The following is a 15,820-nucleotide window of genomic DNA, read 5'->3' on the forward strand; positions in this document are numbered from 1 at the left end:
GAGTGATAGTGATGCTAAATTCGCTGGTTGCTATCGCACCTTCATCATCAATTACCTGTACTTCTAACACCAGCAAGGTATCGGCACTAACACTAGGCGCAATAAAACTGACCTCAAAATTATCGGCGTTTGTCAAAGTGACAGCCGGGCCCGATATTGCACGCCAACTGACGATCGCAATTGTTCCATCTGAATCACTGGCGTTTGCAGTCAGTGCAACGTTTTCGAATTCCTGAAATGAATTTTGCCCCGTGATACTGACTAAAGGTGCAACGTTTGTCGATGGTGTTGGGGTCGGTATTGTTGTGATTGTAACGCTAAATTCGCTAGTTGCCGTTGCACCTTCGTTATCCGTTACCAGTACTTGTAACATCAGTTCGGTATCAACATTTACAACAGGTGCAATAAAACTGACCTTGAGAGTTTCCTCTCCCGTCAAGGTGACCTCTGGCCCCGATATTATAGACCAACTGACAGATGCAATACTGCCATCGGCATCGCTGGCGTTTGCAGTGAGTTCTACTATTCCTAATTCCTGGAAAGCATTTTTCCCTGTGATACTAACTGAAGGGGTAACATTCGGTGTTGGTGTTGGTGTTGGTGATGGAGTTGGAGTTGGAGTTGGGGAAGGTGTAGGTGTAGGTGTTCCGCCACCACCTCCGCAAGATACAATACTTAAAACTGACAAAGCAACTAAACTGTATTTAAACACTTACTATCCTTATATTGATACATCGGGAAATCATTCAAAGCCAGAAGAATTTCTACTCGACAGGTTTTATGTTTTCTATTTGTATAACTCTAGACGTTGTAGACAACTTAAGCTAGGCGAATGAATCGAGTCAAATTTTAAACTGTAAACTCAGAAACTAATTTAGAGTAATTTTTATCGGGCAACAAGTTTAAAAATGGGCTTTCTGAAAATAGACTCACTTTGGTGAGCAATCGTTTGTGAATTATTATTAATGTCGAATATCTTGAAGGAGTGGTCAATCTTGAGTCTGCAAAAGGATTACCTAGCGATCTAGGATATTGTAATGTTTCTCCCTAAAAAGAAATTATCAATTAAATTGAGGACAAAAAAATACCGGCATTTGCCGGTATTTACGATTTTCAACTGATAATTATTTTACAGATTTTCTGCGAGCTCCGAAAGCTAAACCCAACATACCTAAACCTAACAAGGCTAGTGATGATGGTTCTGGAACTACTGTATCACCAGATAAATCTAACGAACCAAATAATGGATAACCAGGAACGTTCAATTGAGCAGGTTGGAAAGACGATGTAAACGACACATCAGATCCATTTAGCTTTCCATTAGTATCAAAATATTCCATGGCTAAACCACCAACAACATCTAAAAATCCACTACCACTACCTTGAATATTAGGTAGACTAAATAAATTGTTAGCTAAACCTGTCAATAAACCATTATTAACAAAAGATAAGAAATTCACACCATCACTAGCACTTGCTAGGCTTGGCGCACCCTCGTCATAGTCTGGACTGTCATCAACCATAATATCGAAGACTACATTATCAAATGCAAATATACTTGCATTTGGAAGTCCTACAACAGGGATTGCGGACACCAATTCTAAAGAAAATGTATATGTTAATTCACAGCCTGGGCAATACACACTATCCAAAGTACCATTAAAGTTAGTCATAACACCAAAACCTGTTACAGTTTCACCGACTGCACCTGCGAAAGTTTCATAAATATTACCATTTGACTGGAAATCTGCGCCTGAGTCTGTATCCCAATTTACACCACCAACAGATACTGGGTCAGCATGAGCTGACATACTCAAACCTAGAGCTAATGCAGCGGAAAATATAATTTTTTTCATTTGTCTATTCCTTGTAAGTTTAAAATTTGTTTTTCAGTTTCGCGGATATTTAGTGAATTGACTATTTCCGCTATCTACCTTCACAATGCAGCTCTTGTGCCATAATTATAAATTGCTTTAAAAACAATCGTTTATAATTTTGTTTGAAGCATGAATTAAAAAAAACGTTAATTAGACCCATTGAATTTAGGTTTGTGTAAATATTTCTGACACATAAATGGAAAATTCAACATGTTAATTTTGTTTTGTGTGTCAAATAATCAGAGTACTGCTATTAGGCACTGTATAAACGCTGGTATTTATGTTGCCAAATTAAATTCAGGGGTCTTATTTTTAGGATTAGTGGCTAATTTATAACGATTTAACTAGCCATCTCGAGTATTTTCAGTTGTTTATTGGTTTTTAACTTAGAGAAACTATCTTCTCTACTTACTGATTGACACATTGCTAAGTGTAAAAAATCATGACAGTTGTTTTTCTAGTTCCTTTACTTCTCTGCGTCCCGCGCGAGGAGGAGTGCCTTCCTTATAGCCTAATCTTAAAAACATCACGGCTTTGTCAGTCCCAGAAGTAATTTTATCTAACCTAGTTTCAATTTCTACTAATTCTTCAGACAAGGCTTGGTTCAAATTGGGTTTGGCTAGCGTGAGTACCCCAGGTGCAGCATATAAATGCACCGATAATCCAAGATTGGTGGCTTTTAGCCATACTCTTTGTATTTGCCGGCCAGCGTTAAAAATATCTATTGCCGAATCTGACGGGGTGGTGATCATGGCTAAACCCGGTGAGTTAACTATCGGCAGGGTGACTGACCTAACTGCAATGAGCTGGCTCACCCCAATTAGATTAAGTCGTTTCATAGCAGACCATTTTTTTAGAAGTTTAAACATTGGGCGAGCCGGAGCTTCAATTCCCAATACATCCAGGGTCATACCTTCTAGTGGGTTGTTATCATCAAACTTTACAGTATCAAAAAGTTCCGCATGTAATGACTCAGATTTGAATCGCACAGCCTCGGCGCGGCGAATAATCGGAACTATCTGCTTAATGCTCGTTTTGTCGTTATATATAATCAGAGAGTGGGAAGTATTATTAATACTTTCAGTTAACTGCTTAATGATTTCCGACGTAATCTCCCCTTTATATGGAAAACGTCTATCACTATGACGATTTTCAATTTGTTCAGCGAGTTGTACTTCAGATTCGACTCGAGTTTCAGTTGTGAATACCTCAAACGAAATGGTGACACAGATTTCATCACCCTCTTTTTTGTAGCTGGTTGCTGCACTTAACCCCAGTGTATGGGCGCAGAGCATAATATTTTCAGTAGCGGCACCCATTGCTAGGTTAGTTAGAATATAAGTGCTATCGGTGGCTGCTCCACTGCGAGTCTTATCATTATATAAACAAAGCACATCATTATCTTTCCAAGAATACTGCCATGGAACTGAATTATCTGCTGAAGGTGCAAACCGTGCGGCTTCTAAAATTGTGTCTTTTTGAGATCCACTAAGTGGCATAGTTTTGTTACTCGATGTTGAAAGCTTGCTTAGCGGCATTTAAATTTTCAATGAAACTTGGATTTTTATGACCATTAGGAATATGGGTCTTCTCCATTTGATTCATATAAGGATCCCAATGCATACCTTCTGGAGCGCAGACTAAGTCACCTCGACCAAGCAAAATCTTCACCGCGTAAGCCGCAGCTACGCCGGCGCTCATTGTGCAGCCAATAATGGTAGAAGGACCTCTTTTTTCTTCTAGATTAAGTCTACTTGGGTCAACAAGGTATTGGCTTTGTAAACTTGCTGGGGCTAGTCCTAAATAAAACCGCAAATATTGTTCAGTTTGTGAACGCCCTTGCATGCCAAAATATTCTTCAAAGGTCATCTTGCCAGGCATAAAACACAAAAATGCTGTGCCCATACCAAGAGGTGCTGCAGTTATTGCGGGTATCCCTTTTTTTGCACAAAGATCAAAAACTAAACGCCGTGCTTCTATTGCAAAGAAATCTAAACTGTCAATGTATAGATCCACACCCTCTAAAAACGCTTCAGCATTTGATTCATTTACACCTTGAGGGAAGTCTTTAATTAGCATTTCTGGATTAATGTCTTTCAGTGTATTGTTCATTACATCCATTTTAGGTTGTCCAACAGTGGACATCATTGCTCCTACTTGGCGGTTGAAATTTTCTACCCCAAAATCGTCAAAGTCAGCCAAATGAAAATTACCAACACCTAGCCTTGCCATCGTAAGTGAATGAATACCACCCACACCGCCACATCCGGCTATAGCCACTGTTTTGGTCTTCAGAGTTGTTTGTTCATGCTCGGTGAACCAACCGATGTTACGAGAAAAAGCTTTATCGTAATTAAAATTTTCAGTGGTCATATAAATGTCTCTACTTATTCACTCAGTATGGATAAAGGGCTAGCTGGGCGACTAATTGTTTTTCCAGCAGTTTAAAAAGCTCAAAAACTTCGGGGTTTAAGTTGCCAGTGAAATTTTCTCTTTTCAATAAAAAAAGTGCACGTATACCGTGATAGTCAAGTTCTTCGCCGCATTGTTCGAATTTAAGTCCGAGTCTATCTAGTCTTCGACATAACCTAGGCTCTACCACCACAAACATATGACTGTGGTTACACATTTTGACCATTGCAACTACGCTCAAATACAAGCCTATTGCAATATTTGGGAAGTTTCGTCTTTCTTCATCTGAAAATGCATTTTCCCCTTGAATATCATTAATAATAAAGGGTTTGTTTTTTTCATCCAAACGCCGTCTGAAACTTGAAGGTACAGATAATCTGGAGATTTCCCCAAAACGTCCTCGGGGTAGACTGTCAGGATCAATCACATCTTTTTGTACGGATTCAGCACAATGTAGCTCAAAAGGTAATTTATTCTGAGGGCTGGTGTTTGGAGGAATAACTAGTCTAACTGTTCCTGCGAAGGCTCCGGTTCTTCTATGCTTTAATAATATAGAAAATGAATAAGGATCACATTCGTCAACTTCAATGCCTTTTGAATTCAGCGGCTCCCAGCCTAACTCCTCTGCATATACAGTATGGCGAATTCTATAAGATTCTTGTTTCAGCTCTTCGGTATTCGCTAAGACGATTTCAAAATACTGATCAAAATTTTCAGCAAGTGTGGCTTTCATGTGAATTCCTTAGCACTAATCTACTCTTCATTTTTCAAGGTTGTTATTATTATCGAAACGAGTTGCTTGGCTGCCGAATACTGCGCCAGAAACCCTTTCCTTTTCCTTTTGCGGCTTCATACTCAAGTCGACCGACGAAGGATCATTAGTATTCATCATTGTACCAATGTTTGACGCGCAAACAAAAAACTAGAACAATACTTTGAGATTTGATTCATTTCCCCGCTCACCGCAACGTGTGCCGCCTTTTTAACTAAAGGGTCAATAATGGGAGAATTGGTGAATTTGTGTAAATGTTTCATTGGTCATTTTCCTTGTACAGTATATGTACATATCTTCGAGTGTTAAACTTTTATAAACCTACTCAATCTTTTGGGAATGAATTCTAATGCAGTTTTATAACCAATTTCATACAAAGTTTCTTTCTCTTGAATTGTCATATTAAAATCAACGGGTGACAGCTTACCAGTATTTACAATTATAGTATTTTTCCAATATTGATCATGCACATACTCTCTGGACATAGCCGTCATAAAGGTTCTAATTAGCATCATCACATATTGCACTATCGGTAACCAACTTTTTTTAAATGGTTTATCAGTGACTTGGTCGCTTTTTAAACGAAAACAAATAACTGGGGTTCCATTACCTGTCCAGTCGTTAAAAATAGCATCTTCTGACAGGATTGCCCCATCAACTAAAATATGATCTTTGTACGATTTAAAGCTAAAAAAAATGGGAATAGACATTGAAAATCGTACCGCTTTAGATATTTTTAAATCAGGGGAGTTTTTCTTATTAAATATGATAGGGCCACCACCATTAACATCGGTAGCTAAAATATGTAAATCTTTGGATATATCTTTAAAAGTTTTACCTGCTAATTTTTCTTCCATCCAACGTTCAAAAACGTCTCCAGAACTCAGCCCTCCTTGCAGCAACAACGTGATTAAGCTGAATCCCCTGAACTGTTTGAAATTTGTCTCTATGGCTAGTTTTTTTATGTCGTCAAGAGGCATGCCCGCGCAATACAAGGCTGAAATTATTGAGCCTCCTGATACACCAACAATGTGTTGGAATTCAATATTAAGGGTATTTATTGCGTCCAAAATTCCAATGTGGGCAGATAATTTGGTTCCACCACCAGAAAATATAGGGACTATTTCACTCACTGAATATCACCCTCGTAGGTAAGTTTTTCAATCAAGAATAGTGCTGATCAACTCTATTTTGTTTATCGCAACTTATCGGAAATATTTTTGATAAATCAAGCCTAAATATTCATGAATTGCTCTTTCACTCCTGTATAGACTAGCAGCATTAGGCAAACCAACAACTGGCATTACCTTTATTCTGCTAAAATGCTCCACCGGAATGGGCAGTACTTGTATATTCTTTTCTTCGAAGTAAAAGACAGCTCTTGGTAAGTGGCTAGCTGAGGTTACCAGAGATATGCTTTTGCCATCGAGTATGCTGACTAACGCACTGACTTCGGTTTCTGTGTTTCTCCCTTGGGGCACAATAAATATATCCGCACTGTCTACACCCATTTTCTCAAAAAAGTATTTGTTGTGGTTGGCTTGCGATTCTTTATCGTTTCTTCCTAAAACATCCCCAGCTAGAAATATTGGCATTGGGTGCTCACGATACATAAGGGCTGCGTGTAAATTTCGTTGCAGCGAGCAATTGGGCCAGCGGGATACAAAGGGTAGTTTGTCATCTTCAAAATAGTTGCATGCTAATACAACAATAGCTTCTTTTTTTCGCCATTCTGTAGATTCTAGTGGAATAACAGGGTACTTACCTTCTAGGTGCTTAATTAACAATACACTTGGATAGGTCATGGAGCATATTAGTAGCCAGAGTAATGGGACAATTGATAAATAACTAAAAAACGTTGGTTTGAATCTTGTGTGACTTAACACCTTAAAAATGGCAAAAAGTGTCAAAGAATGAACTAAGGGAGAGCTGAAAGTAGAAGCAATCGACGCCAACATCAATGTCAGTACCTATGTTATTAAATTATAGTTATGTGCATTAAGTTACATGCACAGCTATGTAATAGTAGTTTATTCGGTGTAAAACGAATGATACCAACTGACAAATTGGCGAATTCCTGCTGTTAGTTCAGTTTTAGGGCTATATCCGGTATCCTTTGCTAAAGCGGTAACATCAGCGTAGGTATCCGGAACGTCACCTGGTTGCATTGGTAACATCTCTTTTATCGCTTTTTTCCCTAATGCGTCTTCTAAGGTTTCTATAAATTTAAGCAGATTAACGGGATTATGTGCGCCGATATTGTATATCTTCCATGGTGCTTTGCTGGTACTAGGATCTGGTTTTTTTCCATCCCACTCTTCATTACCTTGCGCTACTTTGTCTAATGAGAGAATAACGCCACTGACAATATCATCAATATAAGTAAAATCTCGGTGATGGTTTCCATAATTGAAAACTTCAATAGGTGTGCCATTTAGAATTGATTGAGTAAACTTAAATAACGCCATATCTGGTCGTCCCCAAGGACCATAGACAGTAAAAAATCGCAGACCAGTAGTAGGGACTTGATAAAGGTGGCTATAGGTATGCGCCATCAATTCATTGGCTTTTTTACTTGCGGCATAGAGTGAAACTGGGTGATCAACATTGTCAGTGACAGCAAATGGTGTGGATTCATTTGACCCGTAAACAGAACTAGATGAAGCATACACCAGGTGTTTTATTTTATTATGTCTACATCCCTCGAGTATGTTCATAAAGCCAATTAAATTACTGTCTACATAGGCGTGGGGATTTTCGATTGAGTATCGTACGCCCGCTTGTGCAGCTAGGTGAACGACTTTATCAAACGCAGACTCTGCAAAGAGGTTTTCAATCTTTTGCCTATCAGCAACATCCATTTTAATGAATGTAAAGTTTTCTGACAGCGTATGTTCTGCAAGGGCGTTTAACCGACCTTCTTTAAGCTTTACGTCGTAATAGTCATTTATATTGTCTATGCCGATAACGGTATCACCGCGCTCTAGTAGCGCCTTTGTTACATGAAAACCGATAAAGCCTGCTGCACCTGTTACTAAAACCTTCATTAACCTAACCTTGTCGAGTAATAATTGTGACACGTAAATTTCATTAGCATAGCGCTAAGATATTTGTGATTATACTCAGATAATGCACAGACGGTATTGTAAATATATGTTTATACGTAAATTATTACTTTTGAAAGCTATGGTCGGGATCTCATTAGTTTTAATTGCCAATGCCCACAGTCATTCCATCATTGAGGTAGTCGCCAAAGTAAAACCGTCGGTAGTGGGGGTTGGTTTATATGATGCATTAGGTGTCCAGACTCATCAGCTTCACGGCACTGGATTTGTATTTGGTGATGGCTCATTAGTGGCGACTAATTATCATGTTATTGATAAACAACTTGATCCTCAAAAGGTGCAGTATCACATAGTATTTTCTGGAACGGGGCGTCAACCCCAAATTCATAAAGCGGAAATCATTGCCAAAGATGTAGATCATGATTTAGCTATTCTCAAATTATCGACTACCTTAACACCAGTTAAACTGGCTGCATCAAACTATGTAGCAGATGGCACAGAAGTGTTATTAACTGGCTTTCCTATTGGCGCTGTACTTGGCCTATACCCTGCAACCCACAGAGGTATAGTGGCTGCCACTACGCCTGACGTGATCCCCACTGCGCATTCGAGTCGACTATCTATAAAAATGTTAGATAGGCTTGAAAAAAAGTTTATGATTTACCAGTTAGATATCACAGCCTATCCTGGTAATAGCGGCAGTCCGTTATATGCAGCGGATAGCGGTGAGGTAATAGGCATACTGAACAAAGTGTTTGTTAAAGAATCAAAAGAAACAGTGCTTGAGAAACCTTCAGGTATTAGCTATGCCATTCCGGTCAAATACTTAATTGAACTTGCTAAACACAAGGGCATAACGGTAAAATAGAAGGACAAAAATTAAAGTGTCACTTTTTTTTACAAAGCGTTTTTTAAGTATATTATTTATCTTTAGATTTCAAGTGGTTATGGAATGGCTTAATACTTGCTATAGCTTTATAGTATTAGTGAAAGAATTTAAATGAAGGAATTGTTATGAGTCTTGATAATCCAAATGGAATAGAATCTTCGGTTTCTAAGAGTACCAAGCTACGACGTAAATTTTTAAAGCGTGCCTCTGCAACTGCTGTGGTGGGGGCAATACCTGCTAAATCTGTATGGGCGACTGGTGTTGCAAATTCAATCGTTGCATCTGGTCATGGTTCCGATTTTGCGTATGGTAGAGACCTCGAGTTATTGGGTCCATGTGAGATTTTGACTGTTTTGTCTGCAAACACAGATGCAGGTTTGGATTTAAATTTTGAGACTGTTTTTGGTGTTGGTTCTGGACCGAATCAAACGTTTTCTGAAATTTTATCTTGTCATTGTGGTTGTCCAAGTTCAGCAACTATTCGTTACGGCATAAGTAACGTTGTATTCCTAGTAAAAAATTCAGATGGGACATATCAACGAATAAAAGTAGATGAGTATGGTACGCATGGCGATATTAAAGATCCCAATGATCCTACACGTTATTATGCTTATATTCTTGATACCTATGCTCCTGATGGCACTATTGAAGACTATGTTATTAAAGCGGGGCAAATGTATTACAATCAAGCAGGGCAAGAAGTTTCTATAGGAAATCCTTCATGGTACACCGGGTTTAATGGGCCTAATATTGATGAATCATTTAATGCAAATCAGTCAATCTCTGGTTCGAGTTCCAATTTCAGTTCTGCCAATAGTTGCGAGGGTGACGATACAACTACGTACATGATAGCGATCTATTTAAACGCTAGATTTGATCTTTACTTCAGAGGGGGGCAACCTGCCACTGACTCTTGGAATGGTTCACATGGAATTTATTATCCGATATTGAATTCTACTAATAATGTCGGAAATTTAGTCGCTAGTATCGAAGCTTCAAAAGACCAGTTGTATGATATTCTGTCAGATAATGGTGCAGATCTTACGCCTCCAACTTGCCTATAATCTTTCACGTAAGTAATTCATAATTGTGTTATTTTAAATAACACAATTATGATGCTTTGATTATTTTAGTCTTCATACCCATTAGATTCCCTTACTAATATGCAAAAATCAAAGACGACCTTTTTACATGAGTTTAGCGATGACAGCGGTGTTGCTTTATTTAACGCCGAAAGCGGAGCTGTTATAGGAGTACGCCACTCTATAAATGACTTGCTGTTGACGAGTGAGAATGTTTCCGAATCATTACTCAATGACTTAATAAAACAGGGCTTTTTAGAAGAAAGCTAGGGAAATCTATTGCAGTCGTTTATTGATCTTGGAGCTGTGAATATTCACCTTGATTGCTCTGTGGACCTAGTATCAAAAAACATTAAAAGTCTTTACCCTCACTATACCCTTGAACAAGGTGACTCGCCGGTAGATTATTTTGTCTCTTTAAAGCATGGTAGTGGTATTCGTCGATTTGTTCGCCCCCAGGTTGTTTTTGAACATGATGGCGATGCGCCATTTAAACCGGTTGCATCTAATCACGCCTATGCTTCTTTTGAATGGGGGGTAAATTATGTGGTTTCTAATTTTGCTCAAAATTTTCTGTCTATTCATTCGGGTGTCGTAGCTAAACAAGACAAGGCTTTTATTTTCCCAGCCCCTCCAGGTTCAGGCAAAAGTACATTGACCACATACCTTATGGGGCAACAAGGCTGGCGGATCCTATCTGACGAAATGTCACTTGTGATACCGGGTACTTGTGACATAAAGCCATTAATTAAACCTGTATGTTTAAAAAATAACTCGATAGACCTAGCCAAGTCTTGGTTCCCAAATGAGCGCTTTTCAAGCATAGCATCAGGCACCATAAAAGGTGACGTTGCACACCTTTCGCCGCCTGAAAATAGTTGGGCGCAGCGGCATAAAACAGCTAAAGCCACGGCAATTATTTTTCCTCGATATACACCATCAAAGTCGTTGGAAATCTATCAACTAGATAAAAATCAGGGATTTATGATGTTAGCGGAAAATGTCATTAATCTTTCTTTGCAAGGCCAAGTCGGTTTTAATACTTTGGTTGATTTGATTGAAAATACTCAACAATTCGAAATTGTTTACAGTGATGTTGAAGAAATAAAAGAATTTATCGAGCAGGATTTATTGTGACCTCAGCTAAACTCACTACTGAGAAGCTTTCGCTATTACTGATAGACAGTCAAAAGACGCTTGACCTTGCACTCTCCGATTGGGTTCAAGTTATTCGTGTTTTTCGTTCAGAAGGTCTTTTAGCTAGGTTTGCTTATCAATTGCAAGATAGTGGTGTTTTTAAATCTGCTCCTGAATACGCTCAGAAACATCTTTCTAGTGCGATAAAAGTTGCGCAGAGACAAGTTTCTTCAGTCAACTTCGAGTCTAGACAAATTGTAAAAGCTCTGTCTTCTAGGCAGGCAAAGCTTTATCTATTAAAAGGCGCAGCATATTGTCTGCTTAATACGACGTTTTCAAAAGGTAGAATATTTTCTGATATTGACTTACTGGTAGCTAAAAAGGACCTTCAAGATATTGAAGACACATTAAAACTGCATGGTTGGATGTCTGAAGTTTTATCTCGATACGACGAGGCCTATTACAGAGAGTGGGCCCATGAGGTTCCGCCAATGAAACATGCAGGTCGTGGAACAATAATCGATCTTCATCATAACTTGTATCTTCCGATTTCTGGGCGGGCACCTGAAATCGAACTGTTTTTAAATAACGCTTACGAATTAAACGGTTTCTATATATTACGTCCAGCGGCAATGACATTGCATTCAATTATACATCTCATGTTGAACGATGATCTTGGGCACGCATATAGAGATCTTAACGACTTACATTTAATGTTCACTGAATTCAACAACGAAACCTATTGGAATGATCTTTTGGATTTAGCCGATAGGTCGGGCTTTGCGGATGAGTTGTTTCTGGCTTGCAGATACTGTCAAAGGTTTTTCGGCACTAATATCGACAAAAAGCACGCCGCTTTGCTGAGTAACATGCATAACATGGGTAAACTGTCCCTTTATTTTCTAGATAAATTGTTTGTCGTGGCGCTTTCCCCTAAACACCCATTAGTGAAAAGAAAACTTGCAGGCTTATCTGAGTTTTTAATTGTTACCAGAGCTCATTTGAAGAAAATGCCAGTACATATCCTGATTTATCATTTGGTCCATAAGTTATGTCGTTATCTGCTTGAATCTTTGATGGGTAAGGCTTTTTTTGAGAAAACAAACCCTTAACTCCATATGTTGAATTTTCTATCAAATCAATAGTTTAAGTTGCACAACTAAAATCAACTGAACTACAGTACATTGGCTCAAAATGCCATTTCACTTCTTGAAACAGCATACATCTAATCAACTTAAATTCGCAGTTGAACATTTTTTACAGATAAAACTAAAGCTCAAAATTTAGCTGAGCCAAAGTCGTTAATGTTGTGCTTTGATTTCCCTTCTTTTCGCGTGTAATAACGGCTCAGTATAGCCATTAGGTTGCTCATGACCTTTAAATATAAGCTCATAAGCGGCTAGATAGGCAATCGAATCATTAGTATTCGGTGTCATGGCTGTGTAGTCTTTGTCATCGGTATTTTGCTCATCTACTAGTTTGGCCATGACTGCCATTGACGCTTCGATTTGTTCTTTGGTAATCACCCCGTGCATCAACCAATTGGCTATATGTTGACTGGATATTCTCAAAGTAGCCCTGTCTTCCATCAATCCCACATTATTGATATCAGGCACTTTTGAACAGCCAATGCCTTGATTTATCCATCTGACTACATAACCTAGAATGCCTTGTACGTTATTATCTAACTCTCTCTGTATCTGTTCAGAAGTTAACTTTTCGTCCTTGAGTAGTGGAATGTCTAACATTTGTTCTAACAAACCTTCTACTTGTAGAGTCATATTCTTTCTTATGTAGAATACGTTTTCCTGATGGTAATGCAGTGCATGTAATGTGGCGGCAGTAGGTGAGGGCACCCAAGCGGTGTTTGCTCCAGATTGTACATGGGCAATTTTTGCCTGCATCATGTCAGCCATATTATCTGGGGTGGGCCACATACCTTTACCAATTTGGGCTTTGCTAGATAAACCTGTGTTTATACCTGTTACCACATTGGATTGTTCGTAAGCGTTTAGCCAGGGTCTGGTCTTAATGGTGGCTTTAGTGGCAAAAGCGCCTAGCTGCATGGATGTGTGTATTTCATCGCCAGTGCGGTCTAAAAAGCCAGTATTGATAAATACCACTCTATCTTTTGCCGCATTAATACAGGCTTTTAAATTTAAGCTAGTGCGTCTTTCTTCATCCATCAGACCTATTTTTAGACTGTGGGTAGGTAAGCTGAGCAGTGATTCCATTTTTGAAAATAGTAAGTCAGCAAAAGCCACTTCTTCCGGGCCATGCATTTTGGGCTTCACTATGTATATGCTGCCCGCTTGGCTATTCTTGAATCGACCATTACCCAGTAAGTCATGTTTGGCAATTAAACTGGTGACTAGGGCGTCCATGATCCCTTCGTAGATAGGTTTATCATCAAATAGTATGGCGTCAGTTGTCATCAAGTGTCCGACGTTGCGGATAAACATTAAGCTTCTACCTGAGAGGCTAAAGGGCAACCCAGTTGGTGAAAGGTATTGTCTATCTTGATTTAAACTGCGTGTGATTTGTTTGTTACCGCTGTCAATTGTAGCCGTTAAATCACCTTTAATTAGGCCCAACCAATTTTTGTAAACTAAGGTTTTATCTTCTGCATCTACTGCGGCGACTGAGTCTTCACAATCCATAATGGTGGTTAATGCTGACTCTAAAACTATATCTTTAACGTTCGCGGTATCTTGTTGACCAATAACACTCGCTTGATCAAATTGAATTTCAGTATGGATATTATTATGGGCAATGAGAATGCCGGTAGGTTGTTCAGCCGAACCTTGAAAGCCAACAAACTGCTCAGGTGTGGCTAGGCTAACTATTGTATCGTCAGCTAAGGTGACCTTTAGTGTGCCGCTTTCAATAGAGTAATCTTTACTTAGGATATGACTGCCTGTTTTTAGTGGTGCAATAACATCTAGCCACTTTCTAGCATAGTCGATTACTTTTTGTCCTCGCTCAGCATCGTAACCTTTTGTTTTGACGCTAGTTTGCTCGATTACATCTGAACCATAAAGGGCGTCGTAAAGGCTGCCCCATCTAGCATTCGCAGCATTTAACGCAAACCTAGCATTGTTAATTGGGACAACTAATTGGGGGCCGGCCATGGTGGCAATTTCAGGATCCACATTTTGAGTGTTAATTTGAAAGTCACTGGGCGGTGCTTGCAAATACCCTATCTCAGTAAGAAAGGTTTTGTATTCTTGAGTATTTATAGCTTGTGTGGCACTACAATATTGGTCTATTTGTTGCTGCAGATTTTCTCTTTTGAGTAACAAGCTTTGATTAATTGATAAAAGCTCAGGCACCGCTAGTGCAAACTTTTCCCAAAGGTCCTCGACTGATACTTGTACCCCGGGTAATACCTCTTGAGTGATAAACTGTTCTAGCTGTGTGGCAATCTTTAATCTGCCCTTTTGAGTGTACTGAACTTGCATAAATTGCTCTTTGGTAATTCACAATAAGCTGAGTTTACGCTTTAGGTATTATATCTATTAATTTATGTGGTTTATTTCTTTCATTCATATAATAAATGAATCTCACGAGCTAGTGAGTTCTTCTCCCACCTCGGTAATTAACCGTCTTAGCCATATGTGTCCTGCATCGTGTTGCAGCAGTGCACTCCATGCCATTTTTAAGGCAATGGGGGGAATATCAAAGGGAGGTACAAGGATCTCTAGTTCTGGATCATCTTTATACAGATTGGCGGCTTTGCTAGGTAAGGTAGCGATCAAGTTCTGTGCTTTGGCTAATTGTAAGGCAACATGGTAGTGCCGAGTAAATACTCTGATATCCCGTTTTTTACCGATTTTAGTCAATTCTGCATCGACCCAACCTAATTTTTGTACTTCGTTAGGGTCGATCCCAACGCCTACCCCGAAGCCTGTTTTACTTACCCAGATGTGTTTGTGGTCTAAATACTGTTCTAAATTAAAGTTTTTTACTATTGGATTACGACTATTAACCACACAAGAAAACGTGTCATACCATATTACCTTCTGATGAAATGAAAGTGGTAATTCTTCAAATCGATTGATAGCCATATCAACCTTGCCTTGCTCTACATCATGAAATGTCACGTCGCTGGGAGTAATTAAATCAAGAGTAATATTAGGTGCTTGTTTATTTAACCTTCCAATGACTTCTAATAGTAAGGTTGATTCAGCGTAATCACTGGCCATGATCCTAAAGGTGCGTTCACTTTTAAGGGGACTAAAATCAGTGTCTGGTTGAATGGTTGTTTCAAGTTTGGAGAGCACATCTCGGATGATAGGTTTTAATTCTAAGGCCCGTTTGGTAGGGGTCATACCATCACTGGTGCGCACCAGAAGTGGATCTTTAAACAAGTCTCTCAATCTTCTCAAGCCATTGCTCATTGCAGGTTGAGTAATACTTAATTGGTTTGCCGCTTTTGTAACACTGCCTTCTCTTAGCAATACATCTAAATAAACCAATAGGTTTAAATCTACTTTGGCAATATTCATAATTATTATCTCGTAGTAAAAACTGATTTCTCTCTAGAATGTTATCAGTATTTTGTATCTTTTCCAGATCTTAAATTA

The 15,820-nt window shown here is 38.9% G+C and carries 16 protein-coding genes; 7 read left to right on the top strand and 9 right to left on the bottom strand.

What is annotated here, in order from left to right; translation table 11 throughout:
- Positions 1–11: 11 nt before the first annotated feature.
- Positions 12–236, top strand: a complete 225-nt coding sequence (locus tag AAC000_RS09520; RefSeq protein WP_339722145.1) for a hypothetical protein — start codon at positions 12–14, stop codon at positions 234–236.
- Positions 237–251: 15 nt separating this feature from the next.
- A complete protein-coding gene (locus AAC000_RS09525; RefSeq protein ID WP_339722146.1) occupies positions 252–836 on the top strand; it encodes a hypothetical protein in 585 nt (194 codons plus the stop codon).
- A gap of 288 nt (positions 837–1,124) precedes the next feature.
- Here AAC000_RS09525 and AAC000_RS09530 read toward each other — a convergent pair whose 3' ends face one another.
- From AAC000_RS09530 to AAC000_RS09560, 7 genes are all read right to left on the bottom strand, one after another.
- Positions 1,125–1,856, bottom strand: coding sequence for a PEP-CTERM sorting domain-containing protein (locus AAC000_RS09530; protein WP_339722148.1), 732 nt, complete (start codon positions 1,854–1,856; stop codon positions 1,125–1,127).
- Between the two features lie 461 nt (positions 1,857–2,317).
- Complete coding sequence (locus tag AAC000_RS09535) at positions 2,318–3,376, bottom strand: hypothetical protein (protein ID WP_339722150.1); 1,059 nt, start codon at positions 3,374–3,376, stop codon at positions 2,318–2,320.
- 7 nt (positions 3,377–3,383) lie between these two features.
- On the bottom strand, positions 3,384–4,250 hold the full coding sequence (locus tag AAC000_RS09540) for a ThiF family adenylyltransferase (RefSeq protein ID WP_339722151.1): 867 nt from the start codon (positions 4,248–4,250) through the stop codon (positions 3,384–3,386).
- A 22-nt stretch (positions 4,251–4,272) separates the two neighbouring features.
- On the bottom strand, positions 4,273–5,022 hold the full coding sequence (locus AAC000_RS09545; RefSeq protein WP_339722153.1) for a PEP-CTERM/exosortase system-associated acyltransferase: 750 nt from the start codon (positions 5,020–5,022) through the stop codon (positions 4,273–4,275).
- A gap of 344 nt (positions 5,023–5,366) precedes the next feature.
- On the bottom strand, positions 5,367–6,194 hold the full coding sequence (locus AAC000_RS09550) for a patatin-like phospholipase family protein (protein ID WP_339722155.1): 828 nt from the start codon (positions 6,192–6,194) through the stop codon (positions 5,367–5,369).
- A gap of 72 nt (positions 6,195–6,266) precedes the next feature.
- On the bottom strand, positions 6,267–6,866 hold the full coding sequence (locus AAC000_RS09555) for a YdcF family protein (RefSeq protein WP_339722157.1): 600 nt from the start codon (positions 6,864–6,866) through the stop codon (positions 6,267–6,269).
- 225 nt (positions 6,867–7,091) lie between these two features.
- Positions 7,092–8,108 (bottom strand): NAD-dependent epimerase, encoded by a 1,017-nt coding sequence (locus AAC000_RS09560; protein ID WP_339722159.1) that lies wholly within the window; start codon positions 8,106–8,108, stop codon positions 7,092–7,094.
- Between the two features lie 106 nt (positions 8,109–8,214).
- On the opposite strand from AAC000_RS09560, the gene AAC000_RS09565 reads away from it, so the two are divergent.
- From AAC000_RS09565 to AAC000_RS09585, 5 genes are all read left to right on the top strand, one after another.
- Positions 8,215–8,994 carry a serine protease gene (locus AAC000_RS09565; protein ID WP_339722161.1) on the top strand — a complete coding sequence of 260 codons (780 nt, stop codon included), beginning with the start codon at positions 8,215–8,217 and terminating at the stop codon, positions 8,992–8,994.
- Between the two features lie 146 nt (positions 8,995–9,140).
- The gene (locus tag AAC000_RS09570) at positions 9,141–10,079 is read left to right on the top strand and encodes a hypothetical protein (RefSeq protein WP_339722163.1); all 939 of its coding nucleotides are present in this window, start codon (positions 9,141–9,143) and stop codon (positions 10,077–10,079) included.
- Between the two features lie 99 nt (positions 10,080–10,178).
- Positions 10,179–10,367, top strand: a complete 189-nt coding sequence (locus AAC000_RS09575; protein WP_339722165.1) for a hypothetical protein — start codon at positions 10,179–10,181, stop codon at positions 10,365–10,367.
- Between the two features lie 9 nt (positions 10,368–10,376).
- Positions 10,377–11,234 carry an HprK-related kinase A gene (locus tag AAC000_RS09580; RefSeq protein ID WP_339722167.1) on the top strand — a complete coding sequence of 286 codons (858 nt, stop codon included), beginning with the start codon at positions 10,377–10,379 and terminating at the stop codon, positions 11,232–11,234.
- Positions 11,231–12,346 carry a nucleotidyltransferase family protein gene (locus tag AAC000_RS09585; protein WP_339722168.1) on the top strand — a complete coding sequence of 372 codons (1,116 nt, stop codon included), beginning with the start codon at positions 11,231–11,233 and terminating at the stop codon, positions 12,344–12,346. Before AAC000_RS09580 ends, AAC000_RS09585 begins: the two co-directional genes overlap by 4 nt.
- A gap of 189 nt (positions 12,347–12,535) precedes the next feature.
- Here the strand turns inward: AAC000_RS09585 and AAC000_RS09590 are convergent, their stop codons facing one another.
- Positions 12,536–14,695: a malate synthase G gene (locus AAC000_RS09590; protein WP_339722170.1), complete on the bottom strand. Its 2,160-nt coding sequence runs from the start codon at positions 14,693–14,695 to the stop codon at positions 12,536–12,538.
- Between the two features lie 102 nt (positions 14,696–14,797).
- Complete coding sequence (locus tag AAC000_RS09595; protein ID WP_339722172.1) at positions 14,798–15,742, bottom strand: LysR family transcriptional regulator; 945 nt, start codon at positions 15,740–15,742, stop codon at positions 14,798–14,800.
- Positions 15,743–15,820: the final 78 nt, after the last annotated feature.

The sequence above is a fragment of the uncultured Paraglaciecola sp. genome, from assembly GCF_963977085.1.
In the GTDB taxonomy this organism is placed as follows: Bacteria; Pseudomonadota; Gammaproteobacteria; order Enterobacterales; family Alteromonadaceae; genus Paraglaciecola.

Excerpts from the sequence above, each read along its gene's own strand:
- AAC000_RS09520 (WP_339722145.1), top strand. The coding sequence starts at position 12 with ATGCTAAATTCGCTGGTTGCTATCGCACCTTCATCATCAATTACCTGT.
- AAC000_RS09530 (WP_339722148.1), bottom strand. The coding sequence starts at position 1,856 with ATGAAAAAAATTATATTTTCCGCTGCATTAGCTCTAGGTTTGAGTATG.
- AAC000_RS09535 (WP_339722150.1), bottom strand. The coding sequence starts at position 3,376 with ATGCCACTTAGTGGATCTCAAAAAGACACAATTTTAGAAGCCGCACGG.
- AAC000_RS09540 (WP_339722151.1), bottom strand. The coding sequence starts at position 4,250 with ATGACCACTGAAAATTTTAATTACGATAAAGCTTTTTCTCGTAACATC.
- AAC000_RS09545 (WP_339722153.1), bottom strand. The coding sequence starts at position 5,022 with ATGAAAGCCACACTTGCTGAAAATTTTGATCAGTATTTTGAAATCGTC.
- AAC000_RS09555 (WP_339722157.1), bottom strand. The coding sequence starts at position 6,866 with ATGACCTATCCAAGTGTATTGTTAATTAAGCACCTAGAAGGTAAGTAC.
- AAC000_RS09560 (WP_339722159.1), bottom strand. The coding sequence starts at position 8,108 with ATGAAGGTTTTAGTAACAGGTGCAGCAGGCTTTATCGGTTTTCATGTA.
- AAC000_RS09565 (WP_339722161.1), top strand. The coding sequence starts at position 8,215 with ATGTTTATACGTAAATTATTACTTTTGAAAGCTATGGTCGGGATCTCA.
- AAC000_RS09570 (WP_339722163.1), top strand. The coding sequence starts at position 9,141 with ATGAGTCTTGATAATCCAAATGGAATAGAATCTTCGGTTTCTAAGAGT.
- AAC000_RS09575 (WP_339722165.1), top strand. The coding sequence starts at position 10,179 with ATGCAAAAATCAAAGACGACCTTTTTACATGAGTTTAGCGATGACAGC.
- AAC000_RS09590 (WP_339722170.1), bottom strand. The coding sequence starts at position 14,695 with ATGCAAGTTCAGTACACTCAAAAGGGCAGATTAAAGATTGCCACACAG.
- AAC000_RS09595 (WP_339722172.1), bottom strand. The coding sequence starts at position 15,742 with ATGAATATTGCCAAAGTAGATTTAAACCTATTGGTTTATTTAGATGTA.